The organism is Allocoprococcus similis (genome assembly GCF_054660775.1).
On sequence record NZ_BAAHSG010000054.1, the window covers coordinates 1 to 21301 of the forward strand.

The following is a 21301-nucleotide window of genomic DNA, read 5'->3' on the forward strand; positions in this document are numbered from 1 at the left end:
AACATAATTAACATTATGTAGAAAAGAGGGAGCATATGGAAAGAGATATATTTGATGACATGATAAAGAGAGTAGACTGTTCATATGTATCCGATCTGAGATACAATAAGAAAGCGGTAGAAGACAAGCTGAAAGGGATGGATCTGAGTTCATACAGTGAAAAGCAGCTGGAAGAATTTGCACAGTATGTGTTTGCGTGCGGATGGAATGAAGTAAGCGGGAAGCTTGATAAATAAAAGATAAAATAATGAAAATGGATGCGGGATATGATAAAATGAATATCATATTCCGTATTTTTTGTGTATACGATGAGCCAAGTGCAGATTTGTGCTTGCACAAGGATCTACATTTGGCGAATGTACATCACCTGGCTGTTAAGCGAGATGGTGTACAAAGTATACAAATCGAGCAGGAGTCAGCCTGCTCGATTATTTGGGGAGAGGAGGAAGCAGGATTGTCACACATTATTTTCCACATAGATGTCAATTCAGCCTATCTTAGCTGGACGGCAGTAGAACAACTGAAAAATGGTGCCGAAGTAGACATCCGCACGATCCCTGCGATCATCGGCGGTGACAGAGAATCACGCCATGGTATCGTTCTGGCAAAATCTTCTTCGGCAAAGAAATTCGGCATCAGGACGGGAGAGCCGGTGGTAAATGCGTTCCGCAAGTGTCCGAATCTTCACATGGATCCGCCAAATCACAGGATGTACAGAGAGTACAGCCGGAGACTGATGGATTTCCTGAGAACCTATACATCGGAAATCGAGCAGGTCAGTGTGGACGAGTGCTATATGGATTTTACCGGAATCGCACAGCGTTTTTCTTCGCCGGTGGAGGCTGCGTATGAAATCAAAGCCCAGGTTTATGAAAAGTTTGGGTTTACCGTGAATGTGGGAATTTCGACAAACAAGCTTCTGGCAAAAATGGCATCAGACTTTGAAAAGCCAAACCGTGTCCACACTCTTTTCCCGGAAGAGGTCAGGGAAAAAATGTGGCCACTCCCGGTGAGTGAGCTTTTTATGGCAGGGAAGTCCAGTGTGGCGATTCTGGAAAAGCTGGAAATCAGGACAATTGGTGAGCTTGCGCAGACAGATCCGAAGCTTCTGGAATTCCATTTGAAAAGTCATGGAAGAACGCTGTGGGAATTTGCAAATGGAATCGGTGATGCAAAGGTGCAATCCGAGGAGACCGCAGCAAAGGGTGTCGGTAATTCCACCACACTTCCAAAAGATGTGGAAAAGGCAGAGGATGCAAAAAAGGTTCTATTTTCTCTGGCAGAAAGTGTGGGAAAGAGACTAAGGAAAGCAGGGCAGAAAGCCAATATGGTTAGTGTGGAAATCCGTTACAGTGATTTTCAGAATGTATCTCACCAGAAGCAGCTTGGCAGAGCATCCGGTGCAGATCAGGTGATCTACGAGGCGGCCTGCAGCCTGTTCGATGAGTTGTGGAACGGTGAGCCGATCAGACTGCTTGGTGTTCGCACAGCGAAGCTTGTGGATGAAGATGAACCGGAACAGCTAAGCCTGTTTGACCTGCAATTCAAGGTGAAATCTGAGAAGCCGAAGAAGAGCATGGAAAAGCTGAAAAAGCTCAGTGCGGCAATGGGAGAGATCCGCGGAAGGTATGGGGCGGATGCGGTGATCCGGGGTAGTGTTCTGGAGCAGAGAGAAAAAGAGAAGAAAGATGAAAAAAAACAGTTCTGAAAATTTCCCGGGAAACTTTCAGAGCTGTTTCCATGCCTTGACACCTAAAGAACCCCTGGAGTATAATGAGATGATATGTAGAAATATAAGGGGATAGAAAGGAGCTTCTTTAAACAATGGAATTTAAAGACAGAGAATTTATTCCGGTACTGCTCGGTGGAGATATCAATACTTACAGTGTTGCCCGCGCATTTTATGAGCAGTATCAGGTGAAGACATATATATTTGGAAAGTTTGCAACAGGACCGAGTTACGGAAGTAAGATCATCGAATATCATCCGAATCCGAAGATTGATACAGACGATTATTTTCTTCAGACAGTCAATGGATTTGCAAAAAAGCATAAAGACAAAAAGATCATGCTCATCGGATGTGGTGACAGTTATGTGGCACTGATCAGTAAGCACAAAGCAGAGCTTGAGAAAAATATTATTGCACCATATATCGATTTTGATCTGATGAACAGTCTGCAGCAGAAAGAGACCTTCTACAAGCTGTGCGAAAAGCATGGGGTAGATTATCCGGGAACGATTATTTACGATCAGTCCATGGGACTGGACTTTGAGATGAATTTTCCGTACCCGGTAATTTTAAAGCCGTCTGACAGTATTTCCTACTGGGAGCATCCGTTTGCAACCCAGAATAAGATCTACACGATCAAGGACAGAAAAGAACTGGAAAAAGTAATTCAGGATATTTATGGAGCAGGTTATACAGATAAACTGATCATCCAGGATATGATTCCGGGAAATGATGAATATATGCGTGTTCTGACTTCTTATTCTGACCGGAATGGAAAAGTTAAAATGATGTGTCTGGGACATGTACTCCTGGAAGAACACACACCACACGGACTTGGGAATCATGCAGTAATCATCACAGAGCCAAATGAAGAGCTGATGATGAAGGTGAAGAATCTGCTGGAAGATTTGCACTATGTAGGATTCTCCAACTTTGATATCAAGTATGACAAGCGTGATGGCAAATACCGTTTCTTCGAGATCAACACCCGTCAGGGACGAAGTAATTATTATGTGACAGGATCTGGATTCAATGTTGCAAAATATGTAGTAGAAGAATACGTTTACGGAAAAGAACTGCCGCTTGAATTCGCAAAAGAAGAACATCTCTGGATGACAGTACCGAAGGCAGTTGCTTTCAAATATATCAAAGAAGAAGCAAACCGTGAGAAGATGAGACGCCTTCTTAAGGAAAACAAGATGGTCAATCCGGTATTTAAAAGAGGTGATTTTAAACCAAGACGTTATCTTGCTATGGTGAAAAATCATCTCAGACAGTTTGGTAACTTTAAGAAATATTACAGCTAAGAGAAGCTGAAACAGGGAGAATGATATGCTGAAAAAATTAGGTGTTATCGGCGGAATGGGACCGGAGGCGACAAGTTTTTATTATGCAAGAGTGATCGCAAGGACAAAGGCGGAGAGTGATCAGGAGCATATCAACATGATCATTTTAAGTCATGCAACAATGCCGGACAGGACACAGGCAATCCTTACAGGAAATAAGCTTCCGTTTCTGAAAGCGATCACGCAGGACGCAAGAGATCTGGAGATGCTGGGAGTGGAAAATATTGCGATCCCGTGCAATACCTCGCACTATTTCCTTGAAGATATCCAGAAATCTACAAGTGTTCCGATCATCAATATGGTAGAGGACAGTGTCAGATATGTAGTAGAGGCTCATCCAAGAGTAAAGAAGATCGGGATCATGGGAACAGATGGAACGATACAGGCAAAGACTTACCACCGTGCCTGTGAAAAATTTGGAATCACACCGGTAGTTCCGGGTGAAGCCTGCCAGAAAGATGTGATGTCGCTGATCTATGATGATATCAAAAAAGGAAAGCCGGGAGACAAGAACAAATTTGACCGTGCTTATAATGACCTGAAGGCAAAGGGCTGTGATGCGGTAATTCTTGCATGTACAGAGATTTCGGTATTCAAAGAATATTATCAGGTACCGGCAGACTGCATGGATGCAATGGATGTTCTGGTAAGAGAATCCATTATCCGATCCGGCGCAGAGTACCGGGAATAATACCGGAAAGAATATAAGGGAGATAAATACCAGATGGAAAAATATACATTACAGGAGTACGCAAATCTGTTACAGAACCTGCGTATGATGAAAGAATTTTATTCAAATGGGGAAGAAGAAAAAACAGTAAGATATCTGACCTATGATTCCAGAGAGGTGACGGAAGGGACACTGTTTATTTGCAAAGGTGCGGCATTTAAGGCTGAGTATCTGGATGCAGCGATCGAAAAAGGTGCGATTGCTTATGTCAGCGAAGTAAAATATGAAACAAAAGAAGAGGTTCCATATTTTCTGGTAGACGATATCCGTAAGGCAATGCCTCCACTTGCAGAGAAGTTCAATAATGCACCGTGGAAGAAGCTGACGATCACCGGAATCGGCGGAACAAAAGGAAAATCCACTTCCGCTTACTATATGAAAGCAATCGTGGATGATTATATGGAAGCAACCGGTGGAAAGGAAAGTGCAGTCCTTTCTTCAATCGATATTTATGACGGAGTGATCAAGAAAGAATCTCATATTACTACGCCGGAGTCGGTAGAATTGCAGGAGCATCTGCGCCATGCCGTAGAAAGTGGTATTACATTTGCCGAGATGGAAGTATCTTCACAGGCGTTAAAATACAATCGTGTCGATAACATGCAGTTTGATGTGGGAATTTTTCTGAATATTTCAGAGGACCATATCAGTCCGATCGAGCATCCGGATTTTGAAGACTATTTTTCGTCTAAACTGAAAATTTTCGGGAAATCACGTTACGGAGTTGTGAACATGGATGCAGATTTTGCAGACCGTATTCTGAAAGAGTCAAAGGTCTGTGAGAAGGTGCTGACGTTCAGTACAAAGAATCCGGAAGCGGATGTTTATGGTTATGAGATCCAGAAAGACGGACATGAAACGGTATTTATGGTAAAGACAGAGCAGTTTGATGAAGAATTCCGTCTGACGATGCCTGGACTTTTCAATGTGGAAAATGCACTGGCTGTCATTGCGGCATCCATTCTTCTTGAAATACCGAAGGAGTATATGCACAGTGGTCTTTTGAGGGCAAGATCCAGCGGACGTATGGAGCTTTATGGAAGTGCGGATAAGAATCTGATCGCTGTTGTGGATTATGCACACAACAAGCTCAGTTTTGAAAAGCTGTTCTCTTCAATAAAAGATGAATATCCGGATTATAATATCGTATCGATCTTCGGATGCCCCGGAAAGAAAGCATTTATCCGGAGAAGAGACCTTGGAACGGTAGCGGGACAGTATGCGAAAAAGGTTTATCTGACAGCGGAAGATCCGGGATATGAGCCGGTAGAACAGATTTCCAAAGAAATCGCACAGTATGTGGAAGCACAGAACTGTCCGTATACCATGATCGAGGATCGGGGAGAGGCGATCAAAGCAGCGATGGATGAAGCAGAAGGAAAGACTATTTTCCTGATTACCGGAAAAGGAAATGAGACAAGACAGAAATATGGCTGTGAGTATCTGGACTGTAAATCAGATACACAGTATGTTAAAGAATATCTTGCCGAGTATGATAAAAAGCATCAATAGAGACTGAGAGATGGGTGGGTGTTCCTGCAAACGCACAGGATGCGTGAAAACGAAAGCAGGAAATCCACCCATTTTATATATTTTCATATCCGGTGTGACGTTTGATGGGAAACAGCATATTCTGAAAACAAAGAGCCCAAAAAGAGGAGCCTTATGAAGCTTTCGGTTCTGTTTGAAAGGATTCAGCATGCGGCGATCCAAATGCCGGAATTAGAAGAAGAGATGGAAATCCGGGGGATTACCTGTAATTCCCAAAAGGCAGAAGAAGACAGTCTGTTTGTCTGCATTCAGGGAAGCCGGGCAGATGGCCATGATTATATAGAAGAAGCCTGCAACCTTGGGGCATCCTGCATTCTGATAGAAAAACTGGTATCTGGGGGAAGGATGCTGAAGTTTCCGGAAAATGTTGCGGTCATTCTGGTAAAAGATACAAGGGAAGCCCTTGCCGGGATCAGCAGGATCTGGTTTGGAAGTCCTGCTGACAGGTTGAAAGTGATTGGCGTGACCGGCACAAAGGGGAAAAGTACGGTGGCAGTGATGATTCGGGAGATGCTGGAAAGTCTGGGGCAAAAATGCGGACTGATCGGTACGATCGCCAATTATCTTGGAAATGAAGTGGTAACTTCGCCAAATACGACCCCGGATGCCTTTACCATTCAGTCGTATTTTGCTAAAATGGTAGAAGCAGGTTGCCACTATGCGGTGATGGAGGTGTCTTCACAGGGAATAAAGCAGCATCGGATCGATGGGATCTGGTTTGAAATTGCGGTGTTCACTAATTTCGGGGAGGATCACATCGGACCAGGCGAGCATGCAAGTCTTGGGGAATACCGATATTACAAATCTTGTCTTTTTGAACAGTGCAGGATTGGAATCGGGAATCTGGATGATGCACAGTGCAGCTATATGTTCCAGAGAAAATGTTGCGCGAAATACGGATTTACCTGTCGGGAAGAAGAATGGCAGGAAAGAGGATTCAGAAACAGTCATGTACTGACGGCAGAAAAAATCCGGTTCCGTATAGAGGACGGAGAATTAAAAACGGTATTTTACGCAGATGGTGAAAAATATGAGCTTGCCCTTCCCGGAATATTTAATGTGTACAATGCACTGGCTGCTTTGCAGACAGTGAGCTGTCTTGGATTTGAAAGAGAAGAAGCAGGAAACGTGTTAAAGCATCTGGCGGTAAGAGGCAGGATGGAACGGGTAGATGCAGGAGAAGATTTCCTGTGTTACATTGATTACGCGCATAATGCCATGAGTCTTGCAAAAGTACTTAAAATGCTGAGAATTTATGAACCAGAACGTATTTTACTGGTGTTTGGATGCGGAGGCAACCGTGCCGGAAGCAGAAGAGACAGGATGGGAAGAGTGGCAGGAGAGCTTGCGGATCTGACGATCATCACTTCAGATAATCCGAGATGGGAAGAGCCGGCGAAGATTATGGCAGATGTTGAAGAAGGTATCAAAGAAACTTCCGGAGCCTATCGGATGATCCGGGATCGGGAAGAGGCAGTACTCTTTGCGGTGGAAAAGGCAAGACAGGGTGATATCCTTTTGATTGCGGGAAAGGGACATGAAAATTACCAGGAGATCCAGGGAGTCAGGTATCCGATGGATGACCGGGAACTGGTGCGAAAAGCCGTCAGGATGATGGCACAAAAGAGACAGAAAAAGGAACAGACAGAATGTACGCAGACATTATTATAGATATAACACATGAAAAACTGGATAAAGTATTTCAGTACCGCGTACCGGAAGAACTGGAAGGAAATTTACGGACCGGTGCAGGCGTCATTGTGCCGTTTGGACGGGGGAACCGGGAAACGAAGGGGTACATTGTCGGTTTTTCGGAAACATGTGATTATGATGCGGAAAAAATAAAGAGTATTCTGCGCATGGATACATCGAGTGTGATGATTGAGGCAAGGCTGGTCGCACTTGCTGCGTGGATGAAAGAATATTATGGCGGTACGATGATCCAGGCATTGAAGACGGTGCTTCCGATCAAGCGTACCGAGCAGCAGAAGGAACAGCGGATTTTAAAAAGATGTATTTCCAGAGAGGCCGGCGAAAAGAAACTGGAAGAATATCTTCACAAGAACCAGAAAGCGCGGGCAAGACTGATGGCAGCACTTTTGGATGATGAAGAGGTAGAATATTCCCTGATCAGCCAGAAGCTGAATATCACGATGACGGTGGTGAGAGCGCTTGAAGAGCAGGGGGTTCTGGAAATCAAAAATCATAAGATTTACCGTAATCCGGTGAAAGAAAAAGAGCAGCAGCGGCATTTTATTACCTACACGGATGAGCAGGAAAGAGCGATCCGGACGTTTGAAAACGATTATAAAAAAGGGATCCGAAAGACCTATCTTTTATACGGTGTGACCGGAAGCGGCAAGACAGAGGTCTATATGGAAATGATCCGGCAGGTGGTAAAGGAAAAGCGGCAGGCAATCGTGCTGATTCCGGAGATCGCATTGACTTACCAGACGGTGATGCGCTTTTACAGGACATTTGGGGAACGCGTTTCCATCATGAATTCCAGACTTTCAGCGGGAGAGCGGTATGACCAGATGATGCGGGCAAAAAAAGGAGAGATTGATGTGATGATCGGTCCAAGATCTGCACTTTTTACCCCGTTTCCGAGTCTTGGGCTGATCGTAATCGATGAGGAACATGAGGCAGCTTATAAAAGTGAACAGGTTCCCCGGTATCATGCGCGGGAGACGGCAATCGAACGCGCAAGCCTGGAAGGGGCAAGTGTGGTACTGGGATCGGCAACTCCTTCCATGGAAGCTTTTTACCGGTGCGAGCTGGGAGAGTATACGTTGCTGGAATTAAAGAGGCGGACCGCAAAAGCAGAGCTCCCGGAGGTCTACACGGTGGATATGCGTGAAGAACTGCAAAAAGGGAATCGTTCTATTTTAAGTGACAGACTTCATGAGCTGATGGAAGACCGTCTGAAAAAGAAAGAGCAGATCATTTTGTTTCTGAACCGAAGGGGGTATGCCGGATTCCTTTCTTGCAGGTCCTGCGGATATGTAGTAAAATGTCCTCATTGTGATGTTTCACTGGCAGCGCACAATAATGGGAAAATGGTGTGCCACTACTGTGGCTACGAAGAACCGGTTGCAAAAAAATGCCCGTCCTGCGGCTCCCCTCATATCGGAGGTTTCCGCGCAGGAACACAGCAGATTGAAGAACTGGTAAAAAGAGAATTTCCGCAGGCAAGGGTGCTTCGGATGGATCTGGATACTACAAGGTCCAAAGAAGGACATGAAAAGATTCTTTCTGCATTTGCAAATGAAGAGGCAGATATTCTTGTCGGAACGCAGATGATCGTAAAAGGACATGATTTTCCAAATGTGACTCTGGTTGGCGTGCTTGCGGCGGATATGTCCTTATACTCGGATGATTTCCGGTCAGCAGAGAGGACATTTGAGCTTCTGACGCAGGCTGCGGGAAGGGCCGGAAGAGGGGGAAAAAAAGGAGAGGTCGTGATTCAGACCTACAGCCCTGAGCATTATAGTATCCAGACGGCAGCACGTCAGGATTATCAGGCATTTTATACAGAAGAGATGAATTACAGGGAACTGATGGGGTATCCGCCGGCAGAGCATCTGATGGCGGTACTGGTAGCCTGTGAGGATGAAGCACTTCTGGAAAAAGGAATGCACTATCTCAAATTATATGCAATGCGGATCACGAAGAACCGCAAGGTACAGGTGATCGGTCCGGCAGCTCCGGCAGTCGGAAAGGTCAAGGATGTGTACCGGAGAGTTTTGTATCTGAAGCAGGAATCCTATGAGATCCTGATTGAAATGAAAGATAAAATGGAACAATATATTGAATTGAACCGGGGATTTGCGAAAATGCGGATTCAGTTTGATTTTGATCCGATGAGTGGATTTTAAAAGAAAAGGCAGGAGGAAGAAAAAATGGCAATTAGAAAAATCAGAGAAATGGGCGATGAAGTACTGACAAAGGTGTGTAAGGAAGTCACAAAGATGACACCAAGAACAACAGAACTGATCGATGATATGTTAGAGACCATGTACGAGGCAATGGGGGTAGGTCTTGCTGCACCGCAGGTTGGAATTCTCAAAAGAATCGTTGTCATCGATATCGGAGAAGGTCCGGTTGTCATGATCAACCCACGCATCGTAGAGAGCAGCGGAGAACAGACCGGGGAAGAAGGATGCCTTAGTGTACCAGGTAAATCCGGTATTGTTACCCGTCCGAATTATGTAAAAGCAGTAGCGCTTGATGAAGATATGAAAGAATACGAGATCGAAGGAGAAGGATTGATGGCAAGAGCAATCTGTCACGAACTGGAGCATCTGGACGGTCATCTTTATGTAGAAAAAGTAGAAGGTGAACTTCACAGCACAGAATACGAAGAAGTCTAGGCCGGAAGCGGGAGGAAGATAAGATGAAGATAATATTTATGGGAACTCCTGATTTCTCAGTCGGAACACTGGAAGCACTGGTAGAAGCAGGACATGAAGTAGTGCTCGCTGTCACACAGCCGGACAAGCCAAAGGGCAGAGGCAAAGAAATGCAGTTCACTCCGGTAAAAGAATGTGCACTTGCACATAATATCCCGGTCTATCAGCCAAAGAAGATCCGGGAACCGGAATGTATCGAAGAGCTGAAAAAATACCAGGCAGATGTCTGCGTAGTCGTGGCATTTGGACAGATCCTTCCAAAAGAGATTCTGGAAATGACACCATACGGATGTATCAATGTCCATGCATCCCTTCTGCCGAAATACCGCGGTGCTGCACCGATCCAGTGGGCAGTCATCAATGGAGAGAAAGTATCCGGCGTCACAACGATGCAGATGGATGAAGGACTTGATACCGGCGATATGCTGGAAAAAGTAGAAGTCACACTGGATGAAAAAGAAACAGGAGGAAGCCTTTTCGATAAACTTTCCGCAAAAGGAGCCGCACTCTGCGTCCATACCCTTGCAGAACTGGAAAAAGGAACCATCACTCCACAAAAACAGGGTGAAAGCACCACCGAATATGCAAAAATGCTCAACAAAAAATCCGGTGAAATCGACTGGACGAAAACAGCAGTAGAAATCGAACGCCTGATCCGCGGCTTAAACCCATGGCCAAGTGCCTACACCCAGTGGGAAGGCAAAACGATGAAAATATGGGAAGCCGAAGTAGAAGATGTTGTAGAAACCGCAGATACTCATGAGCCCGGAACGATCACAGAAGTCACAAAACACGGCTTCAAAGTCCAGACCGGCAAAGGCAGACTAGCCATCAAGTCCCTCCAGATCCCAGGCAAAAAACGCATGGAATCCGATGCCTTCCTACGCGGATACCACATAGAAGAAGGAACAAAATTAGGCTAGAGTTTACTTTTAGAATTTGAGCTTTGCAAATTTAACAAATATTTTTCGACCTAACATATCTGGCGCCAAAAAACGCCAAGCGTTTTTCGCGCCCTTTGGCGCATTTGTCCCATCGTGCACCGCACGATAGGACAAACAGCCGACACCCATTGAAAAATGTAGCCCGGAAGCGAAATATATTCGCTAAGCAGGTCATCGAAAACGTCGGCACTTAATGAGGCTGAGCGTTAGCGAAAGCCGAATTTAGTACCGCTACGTTTCCGGACTAAGCGCGAGCGGGCCTGCGTGCGAATATCTTTCGCTTCCGGGCGGACCCATATTCAACAAGGAGGCAAACATGTACTACCCATATTATTTTGATCCAACTTATTTCCTTGTCATCATTGGCGTCATCATCTGCGCCCTTGCATCCGCCAAAGTGAATTCCACCTACGCCAGGTACGATCAGGTCCGCAACCACGCCGGGATCACCGGTGCGATGGCAGCAGAGCAGATTCTCAGGATGGAAGGGATTTATGATGTACAGGTGATGAGAGTAAGTGGAAAACTGACCGATCATTACGATCCGGCGAACCATGTACTGCGACTTTCGGATTCCACCTACGGTTCGACATCGGTTGCGGCACTTGGAGTTGCAGCACATGAATGTGGACACGCGATCCAGCATGCAAGGCATTATATACCGCTGACAATACGCGGAGCACTTGTTCCGGTGGCGAATTTTGGATCCGGGATTTCATGGCCGCTGATCATAATGGGATTATTTATCAGAGGAGAAATGTCTACACTTTTTATCAATCTTGGGATCCTGATGTTTTCATTGGCAGTGCTGTTCCAGATCATCACGCTTCCGGTAGAATTTAATGCATCGGGAAGAGCACTTAAAATCCTGAAAAATTCAGGCATGCTATATGAATCAGAAGTACGTGAGGCAAGAAGTGTTCTTACAGCGGCAGCGCTTACCTATGTGGCGAGTGCAGCATCTGCACTTCTGCAGCTTTTAAGAATACTGATCCTGACAGGAGGAAGAAGAAATGACGACGAATAACCAGGGAGTAAGTACAAGAGAACTTGCACTGATGATCCTGCTGGAAATCGAGCGTGGAGAGAAAAGTCATATCGTGCTCAGACAGGTGCTGGAAAAATATCAGTATCTGTCCAAGCAGGACCGGGCATTTCTGACCAGGCTTGCAGAAGGGACAACAGAGCGGAGGATAGAACTGGACTATATTATCAACCAGTTTTCAAAAGTGAAGACAGAAAAAATGAAACCGGTGATCCGCAATATCCTGCGCTGTGCGGTCTATCAGATCAAATACATGGATCAGGTTCCGGATTCGGCAGCATGCAATGAGGCAGTCAACCTTGCGATCCGGAAAGGATTTAAGAACCTGCGGGGATTTGTAAATGGTGTACTCAGAAATATTGCACGAAACATTGATAAGATTGCGTATCCGGAAAATACAGAAGAATTTCTGTCAGTAAAGTATTCCATGCCACAGTGGATCATCCGTATGTGGATGAGAGATTATGGAGAAGGGAAAACGAAAGAAATCCTGGAAGGTTATTATAAAGAACGTGCAACAACAATCCGGATCAATGGAAATGCAACCACCAAAGAAGAGCTGATCAGAGAACTGACAGGAGAAGGCATTCAGATAAAAGAACATCCGCTTCTTGCGTCTGCGCTTCTGATCTCAGGCTATGATTATCTGGCAGCAATCCCGGCGTTCCGGGAAGGAAAATTCCAGGTACAGGATGCAGCTTCGATCATGGTAGCGGAGCAGGCAGGAATTAAAGAAGGAGATTACATACTGGATGTGTGCGCGGCACCGGGAGGAAAAGCGCTCCATGCAGCACAGATCCTGAACGGGACAGGTATGGTAGAGGCAAGGGATCTGACAGAGATGAAAGTAGAGCTGATCCGGGAAAATATTTCACGGATGGGATTTGAAAATATCCGTGCAGTACAGCAGGATGCAACCTGCTTCGATACAAACTCTGAGGAAAAAGCAGATGTGCTGATCGCGGATCTTCCGTGTTCCGGTCTTGGTGTCCTTGCGAAGAAGACTGATCTGAAGTATAAGATGAACCCGGAGATGGAGACTGAAGTTGCAGCACTTCAGAGAGAGATCCTGGATACGGTCTGCCGATATGTGAAGCCGGAGGGAACACTGATGTACAGCACCTGTACGGTCAGCAGGACAGAGAATGAGGAAAACGCCGGATGGTTTGCCGAAAAACATCCGGAATTTGACCTGGAATGGGAAAAACAGATTTTCCCATCTGATATAACCGATGGTTTCTATATTGCTAAATTTATCCGGAGGGGCAGATAATGGGAAAAAAAGATATCGCTTCGTATTCATTTGAAGAGTTACAGGAAGAAATGCTGGCGATTGGAGAAAAAGGATTCCGCAGCCGACAGATTTATTCCTGGATCCATGAAAAGCTGGTGGATGATTTTGAAGAAATGACCAATCTTTCAAAAACTTTACGCCAGAAACTGGAAGCAGCATACGAAATACGAAGAGTCGAGATGGAAAAAAGACAGATTTCAAAGATTGACGGGACCAATAAATTCCTGTTTTGTCTGAAAGACGGGAATATGGTAGAAAGTGTTCTGATGAAATATAAACACGGCAATTCGGTATGCATTTCCTCGCAGGTTGGCTGCCGGATGGGATGCCGTTTCTGTGCATCTACACTGGACGGGCTGGAACGAAACCTGACACCGTCAGAGATGTTAAGACAGGTTTACCAGATCCAGAAGATCACTGGCGAGAGAGTTTCTAATATTGTGATCATGGGAACTGGAGAACCGCTGGATAATTATGATAATTTTCTGAAATTCATTCACATGGTCAGTGATGAGCACGGACTCAATATCAGCCAGAGAAATATCACGGCGTCTACCTGTGGGATTGTACCGAACATCCGTAGACTTGCAGAAGAAAAACTGCAGATCACGCTGGCACTTTCCCTGCACGGTTCCAACCAGGAAAAGAGAAGATCGCTGATGCCGGTGGCAAATAAATACGAGCTTCAAGAGGTCCTGGAAGCGTGTGATTATTACTTTGAAAAGACCGGACGGAGGATCACTTTTGAGTACAGCCTGGTTCACGGCGTAAACGATACACCGGAGGATGCAAAAGAGCTGATGGGAATCTTAAAGGACAGAAACTGCCATTTAAACCTGATTCCGGTGAACCCGATCAAGGAGAGAAACTACGAAAAACCGGACAAAAAAAGTGCCGAGAATTTCAAAAATAAACTTGAAAAAAACGGGATAAATGTTACTATAAGAAGAGAAATGGGCTCAGATATAGACGGAGCCTGTGGACAGTTACGGCGCAAGACGATGCAAGGAGTATAAAATATGAAAATATTTTCTATGACAGATGTTGGAAGAAAACGTGAAATGAACCAGGATTACGTGTTTGCCACAGATGAGTCATTAGGTACGCTGCCGAATCTTCTGGTAGTAGCCGATGGAATGGGTGGACACAAGGCAGGAGATTTTGCGTCAAAATATACGGTGGAGGTTCTGAAAGAAGAACTGAAGCATACATTAAAGGACGGGCCGGAAGAAATTTTAAAAGATGCGGCTCAGACAGCGAACCACAAGCTGATCGAGAAAGCAGATGAGGACATTAATCTGGAGGGGATGGGAACCACTCTGGTTGCGGCAACTGTGATCGATCATACACTTTATTTTATAAATGTAGGTGACAGCCGTCTGTATCTTCTGAATAAGGATATCAGACAGCTTTCCAGAGACCATTCCCTGGTAGAAGAGATGGTTCGTCTGGGAGGAATCAATGAGGAAGAGGCAAGACATCATCCGGATAAGAATATCATTACCAGAGCAATTGGAGTAAAAGAGGATGTAGAGGCAGATTTTTATGAATTCAGTCTCAAAAAGGGAGATATCATTCTCATGTGTTCCGATGGGTTAAGTAATATGATAGAGGATGAAGAAATTTTTGCGATAGTTAAAGGGGCAAGAGATATCGTAGAAGCCGGTCAGAATCTGATTGACCGGGCGAATGAGAACGGAGGCAATGACAATATCAGTGTTGTTCTTGCAGAACCGTTTTCTGATGAGGTGAGTATATGGTAAAAGACGGGATTTATTTAAGTGGCCGTTATCAGGTTCTGAGTAAGATCGGAGCCGGTGGAATGGCGGATGTATATAAGGCGAAGGACTGTATGCTGAACAGATATGTCGCAGTGAAAGTCCTGAAAAAAGAATACAGGGAAGATGAAAACTTTGTAAAGAAATTCCGGTCAGAAGCACAGGCAGCAGCAGGGCTTCTGAACCCGAATATTGTCAATGTATATGATGTAGGGGAGGATCGAGGACTCTATTATATGGTCATGGAGCTGGTAGAGGGAATCACTCTGAAAGAATATGTGCAGAAAAAAGGAAAGCTTTCTTCCAAGGAAGCGATCAGTATTGCAATTCAGATGTGTACCGGTATTGAGGCAGCCCACAATCATCACATCATACACAGAGATATCAAACCGCAGAATATTATCATTTCCAAAGAAGGAAAGGTAAAGGTTACGGATTTTGGTATTGCAAAGGCGACAACATCGCAGACAGTCAGCACCAGTGCAATGGGATCGGTACACTATGTATCTCCGGAGCAGGCAAGGGGCGGCTACTGTGATGAGAAGAGTGATATCTATTCTGCAGGTATCACCATGTATGAGATGGTGACCGGAAGGGTTCCTTTCGATGGTGATTCTACTGTTTCGGTTGCAATGAAACATTTACAGGAGAATATTACTCCGCCTTCTGAGTATGCACCGGATTTATATCCGGCGCTGGAGAAGATTATTCTCAAGTGTACACAGAAGAGCGCGGAAAGACGTTACCAGAGTGCCGGAGAACTGATCCAGGATCTGAAGCGAGCTCTGGTCGATCCGAGTGGCGAATTTGTAGATATGGTTCCGATCCGGAGCATGGGAGATACGGTGATGATCTCGCCGGAGCGGATGGCACGTATGAAAAAGCGTCAGGGCGATGATTATGATGACGAAGAATATGATGATGGCTATGACGATGAAGAATATGATGAAAATGATGACTATGATGAGGATGACGAAGAGGATGATTATAACGGGGGCAGACGCAGTAACAGTAAAAATGGCGTAGATCCGAAGATGAACAAGATGATGAAGATCCTCATGGTTGCGGTTGCAGTGATCGTTGCATTTGCACTGATTTTCCTGATCGGCAAAGCAGCAGGCGTGTTTGGTAAGAGCTCAGACAGTCAGATTTCATTTTCAAGTGATATCGAAGTACCGAATCTGGTCGGACAGCCGCAGAATGTTGCAGAGACGATGTGCGAAAAGAAGCAGCTGAAGCTGGAAGTAGAATCCGAGAAAGCATCAGATAAGGCAGCCGGTACGATTATTGAACAGAAGACGAAAGCCGGAAAGAAAGTCAAGAAAAATACGGTGATCAAGGTTGTAATAAGTTCAGGACCTGCAAAGATCACGATCCAGAGTGTAGAAGGAATGGATGAGGATGCAGCGAAAAAAGCATTGGTAAAACAAGGCTTCGCAAGCAAAAACATTACAGTGACAAGCGAATACAGCAGTGATGTGGATAGCGGAAAGGCAATCAGGACAAATCCGGCAGAAGGAACAGAGGTTTCAGCAGATTCTAAGATTACTTTGTACATCAGTAAAGGTGAGAAAAAGCCGGATAAAGTAAAGGTTCCGCCAATTGTGGGAATGTATGCAAGTGATGCGGCAGCAACCTTAGCTGCAAATAACCTTTCTGACGGAGGTACAAGCAGCGAAGAGTATTCCGATGATTATGCAGAAGGCACGATCATCAGTCAGAGTCCGGAGGCCGGTGAAAAAGTAAATGAAGGAACCAGCATCAGCTATGTTGTCAGTAAAGGTCCAAAGCCGGCAGATCAGGTGAAGGTACCAAGTCTGACCGGGAAAACACTGGGAGCAGCGATTTCAGCGTTAAATGCAAGAAATCTGACTTATACAGAAGTTGACATTGACAGTACAGAAGCATCCGGTATTATTGTAAAAGTTGATCCGGGAGAAGGAACATCGGTTGATGTGGGAACAGTGGTTACTTTGTATGTAAGCAATGGATCCCAGGCCGGAGGCGGAGGTAATACCTCAGGCGGCAGTGGCACAAATAACTCCACCGGCGGTAACAGTGGAAACACAGAAGGCAACACAACGGGAAATTAAAAGGACTGTTATATGCAGGGAAGAATTATAAAAGGAATTGCAGGATTCTACTACGTTTATGACGTAGTAGAATCTGTTGTTTATGAATGTAAAGCAAAAGGAATATTTCGGAAAGAAAAAATCAAACCATTAGTGGGAGATTGGGTAGAATATGAGGTCCTGGATGCCCAGGAGAAGACGGGGAATATCATTCGGATTTTACCGAGAAAGAATGAACTCATCCGGCCCGCTGTGGCAAATATTGATCAGGCACTTGTGGTATTTGCGGTAAAGAAGCCGGATCCACATTTTAATCTTCTGGATCGTTTCCTGGTAATGATGGAACGGCAGGAGATACCGGTTATCATTTGCTTCAACAAAAAGGATATGGCTGATAAACCGGAACTTGAAGCATTGGAGAAGACTTATGAAGCCTGCGGTTATCAGGTAATATTTGCCAGTGCAAAAGAAGGGGAAAACATTCAGAAGATTAAAGCTGTTCTGAAAGGTAAGACGACAACGGTTGCAGGGCCTTCCGGAGTTGGAAAGTCTTCACTTATCAACTGTCTGCAGGAAAATATCAATATGGAAACAGGCAGTATCAGTAAAAAGATTGAGCGTGGAAAGCACACAACCCGCCATTCGGAATTGATCCCGATTGATGAGGATTCATATATCATGGATACACCTGGATTCTCATCTTTATATACAAATGATTTTGAAAAAGAAGAATTAAAATACTATTTTCCGGAATTTGAGGAATATCAGAACGGATGCCGTTTCCAGGGCTGCAACCACATCAGCGAACCTGGATGTATGGTAAAAGAAGCTTTGGAAGAAGGAAAAGTGCATCCGGTGCGGTACGAAGATTATTGTGAGATGTACCGTGAACTGGAACAAAAGGAAAAGAGGAGGTACTAGGAAGTGCAGTACAAATTATCACCATCTATTTTATCGGCGGATTTTTACAAATTGGGAGAAGATATCCGTCAGACAGAGGAAAATGGGGCAGAATACTTGCATTTCGATGTAATGGATGGCGTTTTTGTGCCGAGTATTTCATTTGGAATGCCGGTGCTCGCATCGATTAAACCATTGGTGAAGCAGGTAATGGATACCCATTTGATGATCACAGAACCGATTCGTTACGTGGAGGCATTTGCAAAAGCAGGTGCAGATATCCTTACGATTCATTATGAAGCATGTGAAGATGTACGTGCAACACTTGAAAAAATCAGAGAATGCGGCATGAAGACAGGACTTTCCATTTCACCGGATACACCGGTAGAGGTTCTGAGAGAATTTCTTGGTGAAGTCGATATGTTTCTTATCATGACTGTACATCCGGGGTTCGGTGGGCAAAAATTGATTCCTGAAACCCTTGATAAGGTCAGAGAACTCAGAGGCATGTTAAACGAACGGGGACTTGAGACGGACATTCAGGTTGATGGCGGAATCTATGCATCGAATATAAAAGATGCACTCGATGCCGGAGCGAATGTGATCGTTGCGGGATCCGCAGTATTCAAAGGTAACCCGGGAGAGAACACAAAAGAGTTGATGGAGATTTTAAAGAATTATGAGTAAGACAGTAATTATCAGCGGAGGAACAATTGATGAAGGATTTGTAGAGAAGGTTCTCGCAGAAAATCCGGAAGCATATATTATTGGGGTAGATAAGGGACTTGAATATCTGTATAATCATCAGATTGAACCACAGTATATTGTTGGAGATTTTGACAGTATCGATTCTAAGGTAATTGATTATTATCGTAATGAAACGAATATTCCGATCAGAGAATACAATCCGGTAAAAGATGCAACCGATACCGAAATTGCACTCCGACTGGGAATTACTCTTGGAAGCAAGGAGATGATCCTCCTTGGAGCTACAGGTGGCAGAATCGATCACTTGTGGGCAAATATCCAGACTCTTTCCGTTGCGTGCGATGCCGGTGTACGTGCGTATATTCTGGATCCGAGAAATAAAATATGGGTAACAAACAGATCTTGTGTGTTGAAAAAGTCAGAAGCATACGGAAACTATCTTTCTGTCTTTTCAATGGAAGGAGAAATCTATGATTTCAATCTCACAGGTACAAAATGGCCACTCAGTCATCATGATCTGATGCCTTGTGATAGTCTTACAGTAAGCAATCAGTTTGAGGCAGAGGAAGTGAAAATTGATTTTGGCAATGGCCGTATTGTGATAATGGAAACGAGAGACTGATAAAAACAGAGGAGAAAAGTCAGATATCATTAGTGGAGATGATAGATTGCTTTTCTCCTTTTTTGATATGTATTTTTTCAGAATTTGTATATCTTCCTTACGGATATTATGGAGAAATAATTTCCCGGAAGTGATATAATAAAAAACAAGATATGGATCGCATTTCAAACGAACAGGAGTGTGAAAAAATATGATGCGGGAAGAAATGATTAAATTACCAAAGATAGAGCTTCATTGCCATCTGGATGGATCGTTGAGTCAGGAATTTATCGAAAGAAGGCTGGGAAGGCATGTAAGGAAGGAAGAACTGAGCGTATCGGATGACTGCCGAAGCCTTGCGGAGTATCTGGAAAAATTTGATCTGCCAGGGCAGTGCCTGCGGGACGAAAGAGGTCTGGAAGAAGCTGGATTTGACGTACTGAAAAGTATGAGCAGAGAAAATGTATGCTATGCGGAAATCCGTTTTGCACCACTTTTTTCAGAAACAGCATCCATGAGTTGTACAAAAGCAATCGAGGCACTTTTAAAAGGAATGGAAAAAGGAAAGCAGACATTTGGAATTGAGTATGGTCTGATTACCTGTGCAATGCGTCATCACAGCGAGGAAGAAAACCTGCGGATGATCAAGGCTGCAAGAGAGTTTCTGGGAGCAGGTGTCTGTGCGGCGGATCTTGCAGGTGCAGAAGCATCTTATCCGATGACCGAGTTTATGAATCTGTTCCAAAATGCCCGAAGAATCGGAATGCCATTTACCATTCATGCAGGCGAATGCGGAAGTGCAGAAAATATAAAGAATGCAGTAGATGCAGGCGCAGCAAGAATCGGACATGGAATCGCTATGCGTGGACATGCGGATCTGATCCGCGAACTTGCCCAAAAGAAAATCGGAATCGAGATGTGTCCGATCAGTAATCTGCAGACAAAGGCGGTGCCGGGGGCGGAAGCTTATCCTCTCAGAGAATTTATAGATGGAAAATTACTGGTTACAGTAAATACGGATAACCGGACAGTCAGCAATACAACAATGACGAAAGAGCTGGAATTTATTCAGAAGATGTATAATATCACGGATGAGGAAATCCTGCTTATGATGAAAAATGCGGCAGATGTGGCTTTTACAGATGATGCTGTCAGAGAAAAGCTGTACCGTAAGCTGGAGGGCAAGTAGAAGAGAGGTAGAACAGCATGAAAAAATACAACAGAATTTTTGTAATTGTCCTGGATTCTCTTGGAATCGGAGCGACGGTGGCAGAAAATTTTGATGTAAAAATGCCGGAAGGAACCATCGGTCATTCCATTCTTGAAAGATTGGGATAAGAATAAGCAGAAAAAGGAGAAGAATAAGGGATGAACAATGTATATGAAAAAATCAAGACATGTCTTGCAAGTATACGGGAAAAAACAGATTTTGTACCGGAGGTTGCACTGATTCTCGGATCAGGACTTGGTGATTATGCCGATCAGATAAAAATAGAGACGACCATTGACTATGCTGATATTGAAGGCTTTCCAACATCTACCGTTGCAGGTCATAAGGGAAGATTCGTATTCGGATACGTTGAAAAAGTACCGATAGTGATCATGCAGGGAAGAGTGCATTATTATGAAGGCTATCCGATGACAGATGTGGTGCTTCCTACAAGGCTTATGGGAATGCTGGGGGCTAAAAAGCTGGTACTTACCAATGCGGCAGGTGGTGTCAATCTGAATTATAAACCGGGAGACTTTATGCTGATCACCGATCATATCACCACAGCCATTCCAAGTCCTCTTATCGGAGAAAATCCGGAGGAACTTGGTACAAGATTTCCGGATATGAGTGAAGTATACAGCTTAAGAATGCGGGAAATCATCAAAGCAGAAGCTGAAAAACTTGAAATTCCTCTTCGAGAAGGAGTTTATGTGCAGTTTACAGGACCGGCATATGAGACGCCTGCGGAAATCAGAATGTGTCGAAGCTGGGGAGGAGATGCAGTGGGAATGAGTACGGCATGCGAAGCTGTTGCGGCAAAACATATGGGAATGGAAATCTGTGGAATTTCCTGCATCACGAACATGGCGGCAGGTGTATCGAAGAAACCTCTTAATCACAAAGAAGTGCAGGAAACGGCAGACCGGGTGGCAGTACAGTTTAAAGAACTGATCACTGCGGTGGTTACGAATATCTGAC

19 protein-coding genes and 1 pseudogene are annotated in these 21301 nt (G+C 44.5%); all 20 read left to right on the forward strand.

Features of this window, described 5'->3' with window-relative positions; all coding sequences use genetic code 11:
- The first annotated feature begins 35 nt into the window (after positions 1–35).
- The 20 genes and pseudogenes from ACYQ5K_RS16345 (at position 36) to ACYQ5K_RS16440 (ending at position 21300) form a co-directional block, all read left to right on the forward strand.
- Positions 36–236: a hypothetical protein gene (locus ACYQ5K_RS16345; protein WP_173689074.1), complete on the forward strand. Its 201-nt coding sequence runs from the start codon at positions 36–38 to the stop codon at positions 234–236.
- Positions 237–454: 218 nt separating this feature from the next.
- The gene (locus ACYQ5K_RS16350; RefSeq protein ID WP_195231053.1) at positions 455–1708 is read left to right on the forward strand and encodes a Y-family DNA polymerase; all 1254 of its coding nucleotides are present in this window, start codon (positions 455–457) and stop codon (positions 1706–1708) included.
- Between the two features lie 116 nt (positions 1709–1824).
- Positions 1825–3036, forward strand: a complete 1212-nt coding sequence (locus ACYQ5K_RS16355) for a carboxylate--amine ligase (RefSeq protein WP_195231052.1) — start codon at positions 1825–1827, stop codon at positions 3034–3036.
- Positions 3037–3061: 25 nt separating this feature from the next.
- The gene (gene cuyB / locus ACYQ5K_RS16360; protein WP_195231051.1) at positions 3062–3766 is read left to right on the forward strand and encodes a cysteate racemase; all 705 of its coding nucleotides are present in this window, start codon (positions 3062–3064) and stop codon (positions 3764–3766) included.
- Positions 3767–3799: 33 nt separating this feature from the next.
- Entirely contained in the window at positions 3800–5317 is a 1518-nt protein-coding gene (locus tag ACYQ5K_RS16365) for a Mur ligase family protein (protein WP_195231050.1), read from the forward strand.
- 153 nt (positions 5318–5470) lie between these two features.
- The gene (locus tag ACYQ5K_RS16370) at positions 5471–7027 is read left to right on the forward strand and encodes a UDP-N-acetylmuramoyl-L-alanyl-D-glutamate--2,6-diaminopimelate ligase (protein ID WP_195231049.1); all 1557 of its coding nucleotides are present in this window, start codon (positions 5471–5473) and stop codon (positions 7025–7027) included.
- Positions 7006–9234, forward strand: coding sequence for a replication restart helicase PriA (priA, locus tag ACYQ5K_RS16375; protein ID WP_195231048.1), 2229 nt, complete (start codon positions 7006–7008; stop codon positions 9232–9234). Before ACYQ5K_RS16370 ends, priA begins: the two co-directional genes overlap by 22 nt.
- A 24-nt stretch (positions 9235–9258) precedes the next feature.
- On the forward strand, positions 9259–9729 hold the full coding sequence (def, locus tag ACYQ5K_RS16380; protein WP_173689068.1) for a peptide deformylase: 471 nt from the start codon (positions 9259–9261) through the stop codon (positions 9727–9729).
- 23 nt (positions 9730–9752) lie between these two features.
- A complete protein-coding gene (gene fmt / locus ACYQ5K_RS16385; RefSeq protein WP_459778014.1) occupies positions 9753–10691 on the forward strand; it encodes a methionyl-tRNA formyltransferase in 939 nt (312 codons plus the stop codon).
- A 337-nt stretch (positions 10692–11028) separates the two neighbouring features.
- Positions 11029–11739 carry a zinc metallopeptidase gene (locus tag ACYQ5K_RS16390; RefSeq protein ID WP_173689066.1) on the forward strand — a complete coding sequence of 237 codons (711 nt, stop codon included), beginning with the start codon at positions 11029–11031 and terminating at the stop codon, positions 11737–11739.
- Complete coding sequence (gene rsmB, locus ACYQ5K_RS16395) at positions 11726–13030, forward strand: 16S rRNA (cytosine(967)-C(5))-methyltransferase RsmB (RefSeq protein WP_173689065.1); 1305 nt, start codon at positions 11726–11728, stop codon at positions 13028–13030. Before ACYQ5K_RS16390 ends, rsmB begins: the two co-directional genes overlap by 14 nt.
- A complete protein-coding gene (gene rlmN, locus ACYQ5K_RS16400) occupies positions 13030–14067 on the forward strand; it encodes a dual-specificity RNA methyltransferase RlmN (protein WP_173689064.1) in 1038 nt (345 codons plus the stop codon). The genes rsmB and rlmN overlap by 1 nt, the downstream gene beginning before the upstream one ends.
- Positions 14068–14070: 3 nt before the next feature.
- Complete coding sequence (locus tag ACYQ5K_RS16405; protein ID WP_117822698.1) at positions 14071–14814, forward strand: Stp1/IreP family PP2C-type Ser/Thr phosphatase; 744 nt, start codon at positions 14071–14073, stop codon at positions 14812–14814.
- Complete coding sequence (gene pknB / locus ACYQ5K_RS16410; RefSeq protein WP_178024362.1) at positions 14808–16922, forward strand: Stk1 family PASTA domain-containing Ser/Thr kinase; 2115 nt, start codon at positions 14808–14810, stop codon at positions 16920–16922. Before ACYQ5K_RS16405 ends, pknB begins: the two co-directional genes overlap by 7 nt.
- A 12-nt stretch (positions 16923–16934) precedes the next feature.
- Entirely contained in the window at positions 16935–17822 is an 888-nt protein-coding gene (gene rsgA, locus ACYQ5K_RS16415) for a ribosome small subunit-dependent GTPase A (protein ID WP_173689062.1), read from the forward strand.
- A 3-nt stretch (positions 17823–17825) separates the two neighbouring features.
- Complete coding sequence (gene rpe / locus ACYQ5K_RS16420) at positions 17826–18488, forward strand: ribulose-phosphate 3-epimerase (RefSeq protein WP_173689061.1); 663 nt, start codon at positions 17826–17828, stop codon at positions 18486–18488.
- Entirely contained in the window at positions 18481–19131 is a 651-nt protein-coding gene (locus tag ACYQ5K_RS16425; RefSeq protein WP_173689060.1) for a thiamine diphosphokinase, read from the forward strand. Before rpe ends, ACYQ5K_RS16425 begins: the two co-directional genes overlap by 8 nt.
- A 190-nt stretch (positions 19132–19321) precedes the next feature.
- A complete protein-coding gene (gene add, locus ACYQ5K_RS16430) occupies positions 19322–20299 on the forward strand; it encodes an adenosine deaminase (protein ID WP_173689059.1) in 978 nt (325 codons plus the stop codon).
- Between the two features lie 17 nt (positions 20300–20316).
- A pseudogene (locus ACYQ5K_RS16435) lies at positions 20317–20442 on the forward strand (phosphopentomutase); the annotation flags it as partial.
- Positions 20443–20478: 36 nt separating this feature from the next.
- A complete protein-coding gene (locus ACYQ5K_RS16440; protein ID WP_173689058.1) occupies positions 20479–21300 on the forward strand; it encodes a purine-nucleoside phosphorylase in 822 nt (273 codons plus the stop codon).
- Position 21301: the final 1 nt, after the last annotated feature.